The following is a 16,529-nucleotide window of genomic DNA, read 5'->3' on the forward strand; positions in this document are numbered from 1 at the left end:
CTCCTCAGCCGGCCAGCGTCCCGTCCGGGGAGCGCCTGGCGTATTCGTCGAGAACGATCTGGCGGATCGCGGTCTTGAGCAGCTTGCCGGTCGCCGTATGCGGCAGTTCCTCGACCACGATCACGTCGTCGGGAATGCTCCACTTGGCGATCTTGCCGGTATAGACGTCGAGCATGTCGTGGCGGGTGAAGGTCTGGCCGGGCTTCACCACCACCACGAGGACCGGACGCTCGCCCCAGCGGGCGTCGGGCGCGGCGACCACGGCCGCTTCCTTGATCGCCGGATGGGCCTGCGCGATGTTTTCGAGCTCGATCGAGCTGATCCACTCGCCCCCGGATTTCACCACGTCCTTGGTCCGGTCGACGATCTGCACGAAGCCGTCAGCGTCCATGGTGACGACGTCACCGGTGTCGAACCAGCCTTCGACGGCATGCGCCGGGCTCTCCGGCGTGTTGTAGTATCCGGCGGCGATCCAGGGGCCGCGCACCAGCATGGCGCCGAAGGCCTTGCCGTCGCGCGCCACCGGCTTGCCGTCGCTGCCGTCGACGCGGAACTCCATGCCGAACAGCGGACGGCCCTGCTTGGATTCGAGCATGAGCCTCTGCTCCGCCGAAAGCGACTGGTGCTTCGGAAGAAGCGTTGCCGCAAGCCCGATCGGGCTTGTTTCCGTCATGCCCCAGGCATGACGAACCGTGACCCCCATGTTGTGAAAGCGGCTGATCATGATCGGCGGCGAGGCGGAACCGCCAATGGCGACGCGCTTCAGCGTCGAGAAGCTCTGGCCGTGGGCGTCCATCCAGTCGAGCAGACCGAGCCAGACCGTCGGCACGCCGGCGGTAAAGGTGATGCCCTCGCTTTCGAACAGTGAGTGCAGGCTAGCACCGTCGAGGTTCGGGCCGGGCATGACCAGCTTCGCGCCGACCATGGGGGCGGCGAACGGCAGGCCCCAGGCATTGACGTGGAACATCGGCACGACCGGCACCACGGCATCCGTCGCCGAGAGGTTCAGCACGTCCGGGAAGCTGATCGCCATGGCATGCAGTACGCTGGAGCGGTGGCTGTAGAGCACGCCCTTCGGATCGCCGGTGGTACCGGAGGTGTAGCACAGGCCGGATGCGGTGTTCTCGTCGAACACCGGCCATTCAAATTCGTCGGGTTCGCCCGCGATCAGTGTCTCGTAGCAGATGAGGTTCGGTAGAACCTCCGACTTCGGCATATGCGCCTCATCGGTCATGATGACCACGGCCGTCAGCGGCGCCAGTCGGTCGGCCAGCGCTTCGAGGATCGGCAGGAAGGTGAGGTCGGAGAAGAGCACGCTGTCGCCGGCATGTTCGATGATGTAGCCGATCTGCTCGCGGAAGAGGCGCGGATTGATCGTGTGGCACACGAAGCCCGATCCGGAAACGCCGTAGTAAAGCTCCATATGCCGGTAGCCGTTCCAGGCAAGCGTGCCCACCCGGTCGCCATGCTGCAGGCCGAGCTTCTGCAGAGCGTTGGCGAGCTTCTGGCTGCGCTTCGAAAGATCGGCGTAGGTGTAGCGATGGATGGGGCCTTCAACGGTCTTCGAGACCACTTCCGTGCCGCCGTGATAGGTCGCTGCGTGACGCAGGATCGATGACACGAGCAGCGGTGCATTCATCATCATGCCAAGCATGGTCTTCTCCTCCCAGGGAACGGTTCAATCAGAACAGGTCGGCGTCGAGCGCCATGATGTCAGATGCGCCGGCGCGGACGGCCGCGTCGAGGCTCACGGTCTGCGGCAGCAGGCGGGCGACAAAGAAGCGGGCAAGCGCAAGCTTGCGCTGCTTCAGCGGCGTCGTTGCATCGGCTGCGGCCTTTTCGGCCATGCGCACCCAGAGCCAGCCGAAGCTCACCAGCGCGAAGAAGCGCAGGTAGTCGGTGGCGCTCGCTCCGGCCTCCACCGGATCGGCGCCCCTGGCCAGCAAGTCTTCCGTCAATTTCTCGAGCCGGGCAAGGGCCTCGATGACCGAGTCCTTCACGGCCTCGAGTTCGGCCGAACCCTTCGTTGCCGAAAGCTCGCTGCGCACCAGTGCGAAGAAGCCGCGCGCCACATTGCCGTTTTCCATCGGCAGCTTGCGGCCGACGAGATCCATGGCCTGCACGCCGTTGGTGCCTTCGTAGATCTGGGCGATGCGGGCGTCGCGCACATACTGCTCCATGCCCCATTCGCGGATATAGCCGTGTCCGCCGAACACCTGTTGCGACTGGACGGCGATCTCGAAGCCGAAATCGGTGAAGGCGGCCTTCACCACCGGCGTCAAGAGCGCGACGAGGCCATCGGCCTTGCGGCGGGTTTCCGGATCGGGATGGCGATCGGCGATGTCCATCTGCAAGGCGGTCCAGACGGCGAGCGCGCGGCCCGCCTCGGTCAGCGACCGGCCGGTCAGGAGCATCTTGCGCACGTCGGCATGCTCGATGATCGGCACGGGGCCACGCGCGCCATCGGCGGAACGGCCCTGCAGGCGCTCGCGGGCGTAGGCAACGGCCTTCTGGTTGGCGGCCTCGCCGATGCCGAGACCCTGGATGCCGACGAACAGGCGTTCGGCGTTCATCATCGTGAACATGGCGTTGAGACCGCGGCCGGGTTCGCCCACCAGCCAGCCGATGGCGCCGTCATAGTTCATCACGCAGGTCGGCTGGGCATGGATGCCCATCTTGTGTTCCAGCGAGCCGACAGACATGCGGTTGCGCTCGCCGAGCGAGCTATCTTCATTGACGAGGAACTTGGGCGACAGGAACAGGCTGATACCCTTCACGCCCTTCGGCGCGTCGGGCAGCCGTGCCAGCACCAGATGCACGATGTTGCCGCCGAAATCCTGGTCACCGGAGGAGATGAAGATTTTCGTGCCCTTGATGGCGTAGGAGCCGTCCCCCACCGGCTCGGCGCGGGTGGTGAGCAGGCCGAGGTCGGTGCCGGCTGAGGATTCGGTGAGCGCCATGGCGCCCGTCCATTCGCCCGAGATCATCTTCGGCAGATATGTCTGCTTCAGCTCGTCGCTTGCATGGTGGGAAATCGCCTCCACCGCGCCGCGCGTCAGCCCCGGGAACAGGCCGAAGGAGAGGTTGGCCGACGACAGCATCTCGTCCAAGAGGATCTGCAGCACGCGCGGCAGACCTTGTCCGCCGAAGTCCGGGTCGCCGGAAAGCCCGCCCCAGCCGGCCTCGACGAAGGACTTGTAGGCCGCCGCGATGCCCTTCGGCGTCGTCACCAGCCCGTTTTCCAGCTTGCAGCCTTCCTCGTCGCCGGGGCGGTTGAGGGGTTCGAGGATCTCGGCGCAGAACTTGCCGCCTTCTTCCAGAACGCTTGTCGCCAGTTCGGTGTTGACCTCTTCGTAACCGGGCAATGCCGCCATCCGGGCGTCGAAGTCGAAGACCTCGCCGAGCAGGAACGTCACGTCGTCAACGGGGGGGATATAGCCAGCCATGGGTTCTTCCTTGCCTCTTCTTGTTCAGTTGCGCAGCGGCTTGCCGGTCGCCAGCATGTGCTTGACGCGGTCGACGCTTGCAGGCGTTGCGAGCAGGTCGATGAAGGCCTCGCGCTCCAGCGCGATCACATCGTCTTCCGTGAGCGGTTTCAGCGGATCGGCGGAAGGGCCGCCGGTCAGGACGTTGGCGAGCGCAAGCCCGACGACGCGGTCATGGGCGGTGGCGCGTCCGGCCATCGTCTCGCTGTCGAGAATGTTGCCGATGGCGGATGCTCCCGACGAGCCGGCCATGGCGATCACCGGCGGCTCCGGCGTCACATAGTTTTCAGCGAGCGCCAGCGCCTTCGCCTTGGCGTCGGCGATCAGCCGGCTGCGGTTCATGGTAATGCCGTCGGATGCCCTGAGGAAGCCAAGATTGCGGGCGTCGAAGGCGCTTGTCGAAACCCTGGCCGGCGCGATCAGGTTGAACGCGGCAATCGCCGGAGCGACCGGCCCGCGCAGGGCGGCGGTGGAGGCCGAGAAGCGCAGCATCATCTCCTTGCAGCCGCCCCAGCCCGGCACCACGCCGATGCGGGTCTCGACGAGGCCGATGGAAAGCTCCGCATGGGCCTGGATGGCGTCGCAGTGGAGCAGGATCTCGCAGCCGCCGCCGAGCGCCAGCCCGGCTGCCGCACCGACCACCGGGAAGGGGGCGTATTTCACCGCCTTGAAGGTGCGGTGGCCATGGTCGATGAAGGCGCCCAACGCCTCGCGGCCGCCCTTTTCCATCGTGTCGAGGAACACCCGCAGGTCGGCACCCGCGCTGAACACGGCAGCATCGCTGCCGATCACCATCGCCTTGAAATCCTTTGCCGTGCGTTCGACCGCCTTGTTGATGGCGTCGAGCAGGGCCGGATTGTAGGTATTCATCTTGGTGCGGAATTCGAGGCAGGCGACGCCGTCGCCGAGATCCCAGAGGCTCGCCGCACCCCAGTCCTCCACCGGCTTGCCGGCGAGCTTGAGATCGGAGAGGAGCAGCACGCCGTCACCCTTGGCGACAGGCTCGACCTTGCCGTTCGGAAGCAGGTTCGCGCGCCGGCCGTCCACGACCGAATAGAACCCGCCCTTTTCGGCTGCGAGCGAGAGGTAGGCGGGGACAGTAACGCCGCGCGCTTCGAGCCGCGCCTTCAGCCAGCCGGCGCCGAGCCGGTCGATCAGCTCGAACGGACCCTGCTTCCAGCCGTAGCCGGTGCGCATGGCCTCATCCACGGCATCCGGCGTATCGGCGATCTCCGGCACCAGCAAGGCGGCATAGGCGAGCGATTTTTCCATGACGACCGAGGCATAGCGACCGCCGAGGCCGGGATGCTCCATCAGAGCGCGCGGATCGCCGCCCGAGGCATCGAGGCTTTCGGAGGAAACCGCCTTCTGCGGCCGGTAGTCACCGGTCTTGAGATCGGTCACATCGCGCGACTTGCGGTCGGGCGAAAGGCGCACGAAGCCCGCACCGCTTTTGCGGCCGAGGCGGTTTTCCGCGATCATGCGGGCGATCAGCGCCGGTTCGGCGTCATAATCCTTCACTGCATCGCCTTCAGGCGTCGCGTTCTGCAGGCTGCGCAGGATCGTCGGCATCAGGTCGATGCCGACGAGGTCCAGCAGGCCGAAGATGCCGGTCGACGGAATGCCGAACGGCCTGCCGATGATGGCGTCGGCTTCCTCGACGTCGAGGCCGAGTTCGATGGCCTCGTTCTGCGCCACCACCATCCAGTAATTGCCGACGCGGTTGCCGATGAAGCCGGGCGTGTCCTTGCAGATGACGACGCTCTTGCCGAGCCCGCGATCGGCGAAGTCGCGGATCGTCGCCGTGACCTCGGGCTTCGTCGCCTTGCCGGAGACGAGCTCCAGCAGCCGCATGATGCGCGGCGGATTGAAGAAATGAGTGATGAGGAAGTCGGCGGCGAAACCCTCCGGCAGTCCATCGACCAGCGAATGCAGCGGAATGGTCGAAGTGTTGGAAGAGACGATGGAACCCTTCCTCCTGACGCCGTCGATGGCGCGGTAGAGCGTCTGCTTGATCTCCAGCTTTTCCGCGACAGCCTCGACGATCCAGTCGGCGTCGGTGATCAGCGCAAGGTCGTCCTTCGTCGAGCCAGTGGTGATGCGGGCCGCGAATGCCGGGTCCATGAAGCCGTTGGCCTTGAGCTGGCGGGCGACGCCGCCATCGGCGAATTTCTTCTCCATGTCGAGCAGCACCACGTCGAGCCCTGCATTGGCGAGATGGGCGGCGATGCCCGAACCCATGACGCCCGCGCCGATGACGGCGGCTTTCCTGATCGTGGTCATGATCACGCGGCCTCCAGAACCATGGCGATGCCCTGACCGCCGCCGATGCACTGGGTGGCGAGCGCATGGCGTCCGCCGTCACGCTTCAGGAGTAGGGACGCCTTGCCGACAAGGCGGGCGCCGGTGGCGCCGAGCGGATGACCGAGCGCGATCGCGCCGCCGTCGCGGTTGAGGCGGGTGGGATCGATGTCGAGGTCACGGCAGCAGGCGAGAACCTGCACGGCGAAGGCCTCGTTCATCTCGATCACGTCGAGGTTGGCGGCGGAAATGCCGGCGCGCTTCAGCGCCTTGCGGCTGGCTTCCACCGGGCCGATGCCCATGATTTCAGGCGCGCAGCCGGCGACGGCATATCCCGATATGCGGGCGAGGGGCTCAAGGTTATGGCGCTTCACGAAGTCTTCCGAGCAGACCAGCGTGGCGGATGCGCCGTCGGTGAGCGGCGAGGAATTGCCGGCCGTGACCGAGCCGCCGGCCTTGAAGGCGGTCTTGAGGCCCGCGAGCTTTTCGGCATCGGTGTCGCGCGGGCAGCCATCGGCGGTGACATCGCCGATGGGAGCGATCTCCGCGGCCAACCGGCCATCGGCGCGGGCGGCGAGCGCCTTCTTCTGGCTTTCCAGCGAATAGGTGTCCTGCTCCTCGCGCGAGACGCCGTAGCGGTCGGCGAGGTTTTCGGCGGTCAGCCCCATGTTGAGGAAGGCGATGCGCTGGGCGTCGCTCCAGGCCGGGTTCGGCATGGGGTTGAAGCCCATCATCGGCACGCGGCTCATGCTTTCAACGCCGCCCGCGACGAAGGCGTCGCCCGCGCCCATGGCGATTGCGCCGGCGGCCATCTGGATCGCCTGCATGGAAGAACCGCACCAGCGGTTGACGGTGGAGCCGCCGACAGATTGAGGAAGTCCGGCGATCAGCGCTGCGCAGCGGGCGATGTTGAGGCCCTGTTCTCCCTCGGCAAAGGCGCAGCCGAGGTTCACGTCCTCGATTTCCGCCGGGTCGATGCCGGAGCGGTCGACCAGCGCCTTGATGACGCCGGCTGCGAGATCATCCGGGCGAACGCCGGCAAGCGCGCCGCGATAGGCGGGCGCAAAGGGGCTGCGCAGGTAGTCGACGATGTAGATTGCGGTCATGGTCTTTTTCCTGTCCGGAACGGGCGTCACATGTTGGGATAGTTCGGGCCACCGCCGCCTTCGGGCGGGGCCCAGGTGATGTTCTTCGACGGATCCCCGTGATGTCGCAGGTCTTGAAGCACGCAGTTCTGCTCGTTGATCGCGAAATGGGGATTAGTCCCCGCCTGCTCGTCGACGTCGGCGGCATAGCCGGGCCGGCTCGGGTGTCGCTCAATCTCTCCTCCTCCAACTGACGGTGGCATTTGTATCAAACGATTGTTACAGTTCGCAAGTGCGAAAATCGGCGTGACTGCGGCGGAGCCCTGTGGAGAGCTTTTCGAGCGACATTTGGGAAAAGCGCGTGTCTGCGCTAAGAGCGTGACGAGAGCTATGCCTGCAGTAGGATAATGAGAGAGTAATGACCGACGAGAGCAGCCGGGAAGCAGCAGCGGCGCCGCGGAGCCGGTTGGCCGATGCTTTGGTGGAAAGCGGTCTGAGCCAGCGGCATCGCGACATCCTGGAAGCCGCTGCGGCCCTCTTTGCCGAGCGCGGCTATGCTGCGACCTCGGTTCGCGATATCGGCGAGCGGGTGGGGCTGCTCGGCGGCTCGCTCTATCACTACATCAAGTCAAAGGAAGCGTTGTTCGTCCGCATCCACGATATTGCGCTGCAAGTGGCCGGGGATCGCATTCTTGCCGCCGTTTCGAAGCTCTCCGATCCCTGGGAGCGGCTGGAAGCGGCTTGCGTTACGATGCTGGAGATCCAACTCGATCCGAATTCGCTCACCATGCCACTGATGAACGACTTCGCCTCCGCGCCGCCGGAGATCCGTGGGCGGTTGGTCGAAAAGCGCGATGCCTTCGAGTTGATTTTCCGCGATCTGATAGCGGACCTGCCGCTCGATCCGTCACTCGATCGCGGCGTCTATCGCCTCTTGCTGCTCACGCTACTCAACAATGTCAGCGGCTGGTACAGGCCAGGCCGGATGACACCGGAGCAGATCGGCCGCCAGATCGTCCGAATCTTCCACCATGACGGTGACTAAAGGAAAGCTGCGCGAAGCGAGGCTGGAGAATTCCGTCTGCACACCTCTTCCATTGCCGTGCCGGTGATCGTGTCCGGAACAACGGTCGTTTGCGTTTCGATGATCTGGATCCGGTCTGCCATGACTCTTAAAGAGACTGTGGTGCGGTATATCGGCCCGTTGTCCGAGATTGCGAAACGGATCGCCAAAAGCGCCGTTGCCGGTTAGGCGGATCGAGGAGACGGGTTGCGAGTTCAGCGGCGATGGCACTTGGCCAATTGTGATTTGATACGCCTCCGCACCGCCGCCTGCGTGTATGATCGGTCAATGTGTCACGATCGGTTTGGGCTTCTTCTCGGTCCATTGCGGCGGCGCGCCATATTTGGAGGCCACGGCTCCGATCAGGCCAGGTGCCCGGCCGAAGGCATCGCAGGCGGCATATTTAGGCTTGCCACCAAACCAGGATTGCATGCGCTGCCTGGACGGGAGCGAGATATCCAATCCCTTCGGTTCCTTGCCGGCGATCAGCACTCGCGAGAAGTCGCTCGCAAACTTCGTCGCCAGACCATAGGCGTCGCCGACTTCGGAAACGCGCGGGTTGTTCTGAATCGAGTTCGCCCCGCGCGCCCACAACATCGCGGCGCTCTGGACGCCATTGCTATCCACCGCTTCAGCTTCGACGGCCAATCCTCCAAGGCCGAAAGGCAGGCGTGGCACGCTGACGGGCAGGATGAAGCCTGTCCCGACACTGACGACAGTCGCAGCGCCCGCCATCGCCTTGTTGGTTGGAACAATGTCAGCGACGACCGAGCGGACCGTCAGATCGGCTGGTTCACCGGCTGAGACCATTTGATATTTATCGCTCAGCGATACACAAAGCGCCCGGTCGAGAGCGTTCGACACCAATGCGCGATCGGTCTCCGATTTGATCCGCACCGCGGCGCCGAAGGAGAAGGTTGTCGGCACGATCCGAACCGTCTTCACCCGGGCGAGCTGTTGCCCATCGACATAGAGCCGCTTCTTGGCAATCGTTCCCTTGGGAGGGCCGAGATTGCTGTAGGAGGTCAGCGTTCCGGTCTCCTTTATGGGCACCGAAGTGCATCCGCTGATCACCATGGCCATGAGCAGTGCCAGACACGCGAATAAAGGCGGTCTCGGCGGGTTGTGGAAAAATCGGCGAAATGGATGGGGGTTGCTGTGCACGCTCTCTGGCCTCCGTCGGTGATACTGGGAGGACAGTGCGAGCGAAGAATTGCCGCAGCATTACGAACTCAAAGCTGCATTGCGACCTGCGTTCCCGCAGAGCTGCTTTTCATGCTGACCCGGCCCCCGTGATTGGCAACGACCTGCTTCACCAGGCTCAGACCAAGGCCCGCGCCTGTGCTCTTGGGGGTGACGCGATAGAACGGTTCGAAAACGAGTTCCTGATGTTCAGCCGGTATGCCAGGCCCTTCATCGGCCACATCGATCCGCCCGTCGGCCGAGACCGAAACCGTGATCATTCCGGCATTGCCTCCGTGGTCGATTGCATTGCGAACGAGATTGCTGACCGCTCTCGACAATGCGGAAGAATTGCCTCCGCGTGTGAGGCTTTCCACCTCACTCTGAAAGGAAATCTGGTACCCGGCCGTGATTGCCAAGGGCGCAAGGTCCGCCACGACTGTTCGAGCATTGTCGACAAGATCGACCACTTCGTGCAAATCCGTCGCCTGGTCGTTACGCTCGAAATCGAGGAGCTGCTCAGCAGTCTCAGCTAGGCGCGCCACGTCTTGCAACAACCGCCTGCGTTCCTGGCCTTCGGACATTCCATCGATCCGCGTCTGCATGATGGCGATCGGCGTCCTGAGCTCATGTGCCGCATCGATCAGGAAGCGTTGGCGTTTCCTGAATTCACTCTCAAGCCGTTCAAGCGCATCGTTGAATGCGATCACCAGCGGAGTGACCTCCTTTGGGATGCCATCCACCGGAAGGCGTGTTCCCGGCCGACGCGGCTCGATCTGCGATGCCTTTCGAGCGACGTCGCTCACACGCGCAAGGGCGCGGCCCACAATTCGAGGAACGGCAAGAAAGATCGCAGGCAGGGCAAGCGCGAGCAACGAAATGTAGATCGGGTAGGCCCTGCTCAGAAGGGCGAGGACGGGCCAGCCCTTGTCCGCGACGCCGCCAAACAGAATTCTAACTTCACCCACTGCCGCTTCGGCGGTTTCGACAGTTGCGATCTCGTTTGTCATTGCGGACCCCCGTATGTCCGCGTCATCGAACAGATGAACCAGGCGGGCGAGTTCGGCATAGGCAGGGGGGATGGCGCCATAGGATACGAAAGCGCCATCCGTGGTGGCCGCGACATACCATAGCTGGCCGTTCTGCTCCTTCAGCGCCTTGAGCTCCAGCGTTTCCCGCAGCTCCAGATGTCCCTGTCCATCGCGTGCCGCAGCTCCGGCTATCACCGAGCCAATCGTTTCCTCCATGGCGATGTTCGGCGACATGATGGTGGTGGCCCAGATGCAAAGACCGATGATCACTGCGGCGATCACGGCGATGATGACGAGATTGAGCTGCCAACTCAGCTTCCACCATAAGGATGGGTTAGGCCTGTTTGCCGCGCGCATTATTCTTCCTTCAGCAGATAGCCGACGCCTCGGATGTTGTGGATCGTCACACCGGCACCGGCATCCAGCAGTCGCTTCCGCAATCGGGAAATATGTGCATCGAGTGCATTGGATTGGATTTCTTCCTCATAATTGTAGACTGCGGCCTCAAGCGTCGGTCGAAGGACCGTTTTGTCCTTCCGCTTGGCGAGCGTCACCAGAACCAGGAGCTCGCGCCTTGGAAGATCGAGCGGCATCGAGTCTATCGTGACATTCAGATGCAGGGGATCAATCGTCATCCGACCGGCGGCGATGCCGGGCTCTGCGAGATTGGACGGCCTTCGAAGGACCGCACGCAAACGCGCCAAAAGCTCTTCGACAAGAAAAGGCTTGCCGAGGTAGTCGTCTGCGCCGATCTCCAATCCCTCGACGCGTTCCAATGGTTCATTCCTTGCCGTCAGCACGATGATCGGTGTGTCGGTTCCCGATCGCCGCAATTTCGGAATGAGCGTCAGCCCTTCGCCGTCGGGCAGGCGCCGGTCCAGCAGGATTGCATCATAGGGGTGCTGCCGCGTCAGTTCGGCGGCGTCTGCGAGATGCATTGTATGGTCGGTGAGGATGCCGTGCTTGGTCAGTGCCACCGACAGCGCATTTGCCAGCTCCTTCTCGTCCTCTATCAGCAGAATTCTCATCGCCCCTTAGCCTCTCGTCCTGCCTCTTGTCGGCTGCAAAGGTTGCAGCGGCATTACGGAGCTTGAAAGGCAGTCAGGTAATGCAGCCGCAATTGTCGAAGCTTACCAAACAAGACATCCGCCCATCGAACGTCGGCGGCTCGCAATAGCGAATTATATGGTCTGGAAAAACAGTGAGCTATCTCGAACCTATTCTGTGCTTCGTGGCCAGGTATTTCCTGTCAGCCATTATATTGGGCGCGCTTTTGGGAGGGCCGCTCGCCATCCTGCTCATGAAATGGAGTTCGATCAAAGCGCTCATGTGATAGCGTTTCCATCCCTCCGCGATCTTGTCCGTGCCCGTTGCTATTTCGAAAGCCGGCCCGCGATGCATCCCAGTCTTTACGACGGGTCCGGCCACTTCGGCGATCAACGTCTCCCGGGATAGAATCGAGTGAAGACCGATCAAATTTTATAAGCTATAATCGTGACTTGACTTCATAATACCTGAACATACAGTTTCAACTGGTCATATCTCGAATGGAGGAGGCTACCCATGAATGTCGACCTCTCGCGGCGCAGCTTTCTGAAGCTGGCTGGAGCAGGTGTTGCGGCAACGTCTCTCGGTGCGATGGGTTTTGGCGAGGCTGAAGCCGCCGAAGTCGCGCATGTCCGGCCTTTCAAGCTGACGACGACCGCCGAAACGCGCAACACCTGTCCGTACTGTTCCGTCGCCTGCGGCGTCATCATTTATTCGAAGGGCGACCTTCGCAAGGGTGAGGCTGCCGACATTGTCCATATCGAAGGCGATGCCGATCATCCGACCAACCGCGGTACGCTCTGTCCCAAGGGGGCGGCGCTCAAGGATTTCGTGAAGTCCCCGACCCGCCTCAAATACCCGATGCACCGCAAGCCGGGTTCGGACAAGTTCGAGCGCATCTCCTGGGATGAGGCGTTCGATCGCATTGCGCGCCTGATGAAGGATGACCGCGACGCCAATTTCGTAGCGACGAATGCCGCGGGTGTTCCGGTCAATCGCTGGACGACCGTCGGCATGCTGGCTGCGTCGGCGACCACCAATGAAACGGCCTGGGCGACCTTCAAGTTCGCCAAGGGGCTGGGAATAGTCGGTTTCGATAATCAGGCACGCGTCTGACACGGCCCTACGGTGGCGAGTCTCGCCCCAACTTTTGGCCGTGGAGCAATGACCAACTCCTGGACCGACATCAAGAATACCGACCTCGTCGTCGTCATGGGCGGCAATGCGGCCGAAGCGCATCCCTGCGGCTTCAAATGGGTGACCGAGGCCAAGGCCAATCGCGGCGCCAAGCTGATCGTGGTCGATCCGCGCTATACCCGTACGGCGTCGGTTTCGGACTACTATGCCCCCATCCGACAGGGAACCGATATCGCCTTTCTGAACGGAGTGATGAAATACTGCATCGACAACGACAAGGTGCAGTGGGAATACATGAAGGCGTTCACCAACGCCTCCTACATCGTCAAGGACGGCTTCGGCTACAAGGATGGCCTCTTCACGGGCTATGATCCGGAAAAGCGCGACTATGACAAGTCGACCTGGGATTATGTGCTCGGCGATGACGGCTTCGTCACGACGGACCCGACGCTTCAGAACCCGCGTTGCGTCTGGAATCTGCTGAAGGAGCATCTGGCCCCCTACACGCCGGAAATGGTCGAACGGATCTGCGGCACGCCGAAGGACAAGTTCCTGAAGGTCGCCGAGATGATCTCGGAATGCTCATCTCCGACGAAGACAATGACGTCGATGTATGCACTCGGCTGGACGCAGCACTCCTATGGCTCGCAGAATATCCGAGCCATGGCCATGTTGCAGCTCATCCTCGGCAATATCGGGGTGCGTGGCGGCGGCATGAATGCGCTTCGTGGCCACTCCAACATCCAGGGTTTGACCGACCTCGGCCTGATGTCGCATCTGCTAACCGGCTATCTGACGATGCCGAGTGAAAAGGACGTGGATTTCACGACCTATATGTCGACCCGTCAGTTCAAGCCGTTGCGTCCCGGCCAGACGAGCTATTGGCAGAACTACAGGAAGTTCATGGTTTCCTTCCAGAAGGCCATGTGGGGCGATGCTGCGCGCGCCGACAACGACTGGGCCTTCAACTACATCCCCAAGCTCGACGTGCCGTCCTATGACGTGCTCCGCATGTTCGAGTTGATGTATCAAGGCAAGGTCAACGGCTACATCTGCCAAGGTTTCAACCCGCTTCTTGCCTTCCCCAACCGGGACAAGAACACCGAGGCGCTGTCAAAGCTCAAATGGCTCATCACCATGGACCCGCTTGAAACCGAGACGGCGCGGTTCTGGGAAAACCACGGCGACTTTAATCCCGTCGATACGGTCTCGATCCAGACCGAGGTCTTCCAGCTGCCCACGACCTGCTTTGCCGAAGAAGACGGTTCGCTCACCAATTCGGGCCGGTGGCTGCAATGGCACTGGGCGGGCGGAACTCCCCCCGGTGAAGCACAGCACGACACCTACATCATCGCCCAGATATTCCTGAGGATGCGGGAGTTGTATCGCAAGGAAGGGGGTGCCTTCCCCGATCCGATCCTGAACATGTCTTGGGATTATGCTGATCCGAACGAGCCGACGGCGGAGGAACTGGCGAAGGAAATCAACGGCCGTGCACTGACCGACCTCATGGACCCGACCGATCCGACGAAGGTCCAGGTTGCCGCCGGCAAGCAGGTGTTGAACTTCTCGCAATTGCGCGACGACGGATCGACGATGTGCGGCTGCTGGATCTATTCCGGTAACTTCAACGAGCAGGGCAACAACATGGCTCGGCGCGACAACCACGATCCGGACGATACAGGCGCCTATCTCGGCTGGTCCTTTGCCTGGCCTCTCAACCGCCGCACGCTCTACAATCGCGCTTCGGCCGATCTGCAGGGCAGGCCGTGGGATCCGAGCCGCAAGCTGCTCGAATGGGACGGTTCGAAATGGACGGGCTACGATATCCCCGACATCGCGCCGACGGCCAAGCCGGAGGACGTCGGTCCCTTCATCATGAACCAGGAGGGAACCGCGCGTCTGTTCACGCGCGGAATGATGCGCGATGGTCCGTTCCCGGCGCATATGGAGCCTTTCGAGTCTCCGGTCGCCAACGTCTTCAATCCGGAAATGCGGGGCAATCCCGTCAGCCGTGTGTTTGAGACGGACGTGGCGCAGATGGGGCTTTCGGACGAGTTTCCTTATGCGGCGACCTCCTACCGGCTCACGGAGCACTTCCATTACTGGACCAAGCACAACCGCGTGAACTCGGCACTGCAGCCGGAATTCTTCGTCGAAATCTCCGAGGAACTCGCCAAGGAGAAGAACATCGAGAATGGCGGTTGGGTCCGGGTCTGGTCGAAACGCGGTTCGGTCAAGGCAAAGGCGGTGGTGACGAAGCGCATCCGGCCGCTCATGTGCGACGGCAAGCCGGTTCATGTGGTGGGTATCCCGCTTCATTGGGGTTTCACCGGTTCAGCGAAGAAGGGCTTCGGTCCGAACTCGCTGGCGCCCTTCGTCGGTGACGCCAACATCGAGACGCCGGAATACAAGGCGTTTCTCGTCAATATCGAGCCATCGACGGCACCGCAGGAGGCTACAGTATGATGGACAGTCCTCGCACCGCCATCAGCAATCCGCCGGTCCAGCCGATGGAAAGCAACCTCACCGAGCGGGACCTCATCCGCCGCTCGGCCACCAGCGAACTGCCGCCGCCTGAGCGGCAGCTCACGCCAGTCGCCAAGCTGATCGATGTCTCCAAGTGCATCGGTTGCAAGGCCTGCCAGTCCGCCTGCGTGGAGTGGAACGATACGCATCCGGAAATCGGTGCAAACGTGGGGTACTATACGAACCCCCATGATCTTACCGAGGACATGTTCACGCTCATGCGCTTCACGGAATGGGTTAATCCCGAGACCGACAATCTCGAATGGCTCATCCGCAAAGACGGCTGCATGCATTGCGCGGATCCCGGTTGTCTCAAGGCCTGTCCGGCGCCGGGTGCGATCGTGCAGTATTCAAATGGCATCGTGGATTTCGTCCACGAGAACTGCATAGGCTGCGGCTATTGCATCAAGGGCTGTCCCTTCAACATTCCACGTATCTCCAAGGTGGATCACCGTGCCTATAAATGCACCCTCTGTTCCGACCGTGTCGCGGTAGGTCAGGGGCCGGCCTGTGCCAAGGCCTGTCCGACCCAGGCGATCGTGTTCGGCACAAAGGAGGATATGAAGAAGCACGCGGACGACCGCATCGCCGACCTCAAATCCCGTGGTTACGCGAATGCCGGGCTCTACGATCCGCCGGGGGTTGGCGGCACGCACGTGATGTATGTCCTGCACCACAATGACAAGCCGCATATCTATGCCGACCTGCCGGATGATCCCAAGATTTCCGGCGTGGTGCAGGCCTGGAAAGGCGTGACCAAATACACAGGTCTTGCCGCAATGGGGCTTGTGGCTGCCGGCGCGATTCTCCACGGCGTCTTCGGCCGGGCCAATCGCGTGCAGCCCGAAGACGAGGAGAATGCGGAAAAGCTCGTCGATAGCGCCGAGGGCCGCAGGGAGGAAGCCTGATGAGCGAACCGTGGGATGTTGAATCCGATGATGCCATCCATCGCGGACCGCCGGTCACCGTCGATCGTTATGGGCCGGGCAAGCGCGTCAACCACTGGATCACGGCCTGCAGCCTGATCCTGCTTCTGCTCTCGGGAATGGCCCTGTTCCACCCGTCGCTGTTCTTCCTTACTGGGCTTTTCGGCGGGGGGCAGAACACCCGCATGCTGCATCCGTGGATCGGCGTGGTGCTCTTCGTCAGCTTCTACATCTTCTTCTTCCAGCTCTGGAAGGCCAATCTCTTCACCAAGGCGGACATGGGGTGGTTCACGGGTATCCGTGACGTGATCGGCGGACACGAGGAGCGTCTTCCCGAGATGGGCAAATACAATGCCGGCCAGAAAGTGATCTTCTGGGCGATGGCCTTGCTCATCATCGCGTTGATCGCCACCGGCATCCTTATCTGGGATCAATACTTTTATGATTACACGTCGATCGAGACGAAGCGCTTCGCTGTCCTGATCCATGCTGTGTCGGCCGTGCTCATCATCTGCGTGTTCATTGTCCATGTCTATGCGGCGATTTGGACCCGCGGAACCATTCGTGCGATGACGCGCGGTTCGGTCACTGGCGGATGGGCCTGGCGCCACCACCGCAAGTGGCTCAGGGAACTGGCTGGACGCGGGCGAATTGATCCTGCAGAATAGTCATGGAAGCGCATTTCGAAAAGTGTGACGCGGTTTTCGGCAATATGCGTGACAGAACAAGAGCTGTGGCCGGTC

General features: G+C 62.2%; 13 protein-coding genes. 5 read left to right on the plus strand and 8 right to left on the minus strand.

Annotation, left to right across the window (positions count from 1 at the left end):
• Positions 1–4: 4 nt before the first annotated feature.
• The 5 genes from ABK249_RS21190 to ABK249_RS21210 are packed head-to-tail and all read right to left on the minus strand — an operon-like array spanning position 5 to position 7,014.
• Complete coding sequence (locus ABK249_RS21190) at positions 5–1,654, minus strand: long-chain-fatty-acid--CoA ligase (RefSeq protein ID WP_348863901.1); 1,650 nt, start codon at positions 1,652–1,654, stop codon at positions 5–7.
• Between the two features lie 28 nt (positions 1,655–1,682).
• Complete coding sequence (locus ABK249_RS21195) at positions 1,683–3,446, minus strand: acyl-CoA dehydrogenase C-terminal domain-containing protein (RefSeq protein WP_348863902.1); 1,764 nt, start codon at positions 3,444–3,446, stop codon at positions 1,683–1,685.
• Positions 3,447–3,470: 24 nt separating this feature from the next.
• Positions 3,471–5,768, minus strand: a complete 2,298-nt coding sequence (locus ABK249_RS21200) for a 3-hydroxyacyl-CoA dehydrogenase/enoyl-CoA hydratase family protein (protein WP_348863903.1) — start codon at positions 5,766–5,768, stop codon at positions 3,471–3,473.
• 2 nt (positions 5,769–5,770) lie between these two features.
• Complete coding sequence (locus ABK249_RS21205; protein WP_348863904.1) at positions 5,771–6,892, minus strand: thiolase family protein; 1,122 nt, start codon at positions 6,890–6,892, stop codon at positions 5,771–5,773.
• A 26-nt stretch (positions 6,893–6,918) separates the two neighbouring features.
• Complete coding sequence (locus ABK249_RS21210) at positions 6,919–7,014, minus strand: 4Fe-4S dicluster domain-containing protein (protein WP_348863962.1); 96 nt, start codon at positions 7,012–7,014, stop codon at positions 6,919–6,921.
• Here ABK249_RS21210 and ABK249_RS21215 point away from each other — a divergent pair.
• Positions 6,994–7,125, plus strand: a complete 132-nt coding sequence (locus tag ABK249_RS21215) for a hypothetical protein (RefSeq protein WP_348863965.1) — start codon at positions 6,994–6,996, stop codon at positions 7,123–7,125. The genes ABK249_RS21210 and ABK249_RS21215 overlap by 21 nt on opposite strands.
• A gap of 164 nt (positions 7,126–7,289) precedes the next feature.
• Positions 7,290–7,916 carry a TetR/AcrR family transcriptional regulator gene (locus tag ABK249_RS21220; protein ID WP_348863905.1) on the plus strand — a complete coding sequence of 209 codons (627 nt, stop codon included), beginning with the start codon at positions 7,290–7,292 and terminating at the stop codon, positions 7,914–7,916.
• A gap of 303 nt (positions 7,917–8,219) precedes the next feature.
• On the opposite strand, the gene ABK249_RS21225 is transcribed toward ABK249_RS21220, so the two are convergent.
• The 3 genes from ABK249_RS21225 to ABK249_RS21235 form a co-directional block, all read right to left on the minus strand.
• Positions 8,220–9,017 carry a DUF3313 domain-containing protein gene (locus ABK249_RS21225; protein ID WP_227704551.1) on the minus strand — a complete coding sequence of 266 codons (798 nt, stop codon included), beginning with the start codon at positions 9,015–9,017 and terminating at the stop codon, positions 8,220–8,222.
• 149 nt (positions 9,018–9,166) lie between these two features.
• Entirely contained in the window at positions 9,167–10,504 is a 1,338-nt protein-coding gene (locus ABK249_RS21230) for a sensor histidine kinase (RefSeq protein WP_348863906.1), read from the minus strand.
• A complete protein-coding gene (locus ABK249_RS21235) occupies positions 10,504–11,175 on the minus strand; it encodes a response regulator transcription factor (protein WP_037156347.1) in 672 nt (223 codons plus the stop codon). Before ABK249_RS21235 ends, ABK249_RS21230 begins: the two co-directional genes overlap by 1 nt.
• Before the next feature lie 535 nt (positions 11,176–11,710).
• Between ABK249_RS21235 and fdnG the strand changes: the two genes are divergently transcribed.
• Genes fdnG through ABK249_RS21250 form a run of 3 tightly spaced genes read left to right on the plus strand, consistent with a single transcriptional unit; the run spans position 11,711 to position 16,454 of the window.
• Positions 11,711–14,800, plus strand: coding sequence for a formate dehydrogenase-N subunit alpha (fdnG, locus tag ABK249_RS21240; protein WP_227704548.1), 3,090 nt, complete (start codon positions 11,711–11,713; stop codon positions 14,798–14,800).
• Positions 14,797–15,768, plus strand: a complete 972-nt coding sequence (gene fdxH / locus ABK249_RS21245; protein ID WP_348863907.1) for a formate dehydrogenase subunit beta — start codon at positions 14,797–14,799, stop codon at positions 15,766–15,768. Before fdnG ends, fdxH begins: the two co-directional genes overlap by 4 nt.
• A complete protein-coding gene (locus ABK249_RS21250) occupies positions 15,768–16,454 on the plus strand; it encodes a formate dehydrogenase subunit gamma (protein ID WP_227704547.1) in 687 nt (228 codons plus the stop codon). The genes fdxH and ABK249_RS21250 overlap by 1 nt, the downstream gene beginning before the upstream one ends.
• Positions 16,455–16,529 lie beyond the last annotated feature (75 nt).

This window comes from Neorhizobium phenanthreniclasticum, from assembly GCF_040066075.1.
Taxonomy (GTDB): domain Bacteria; phylum Pseudomonadota; class Alphaproteobacteria; order Rhizobiales; family Rhizobiaceae; genus Neorhizobium; species Neorhizobium petrolearium.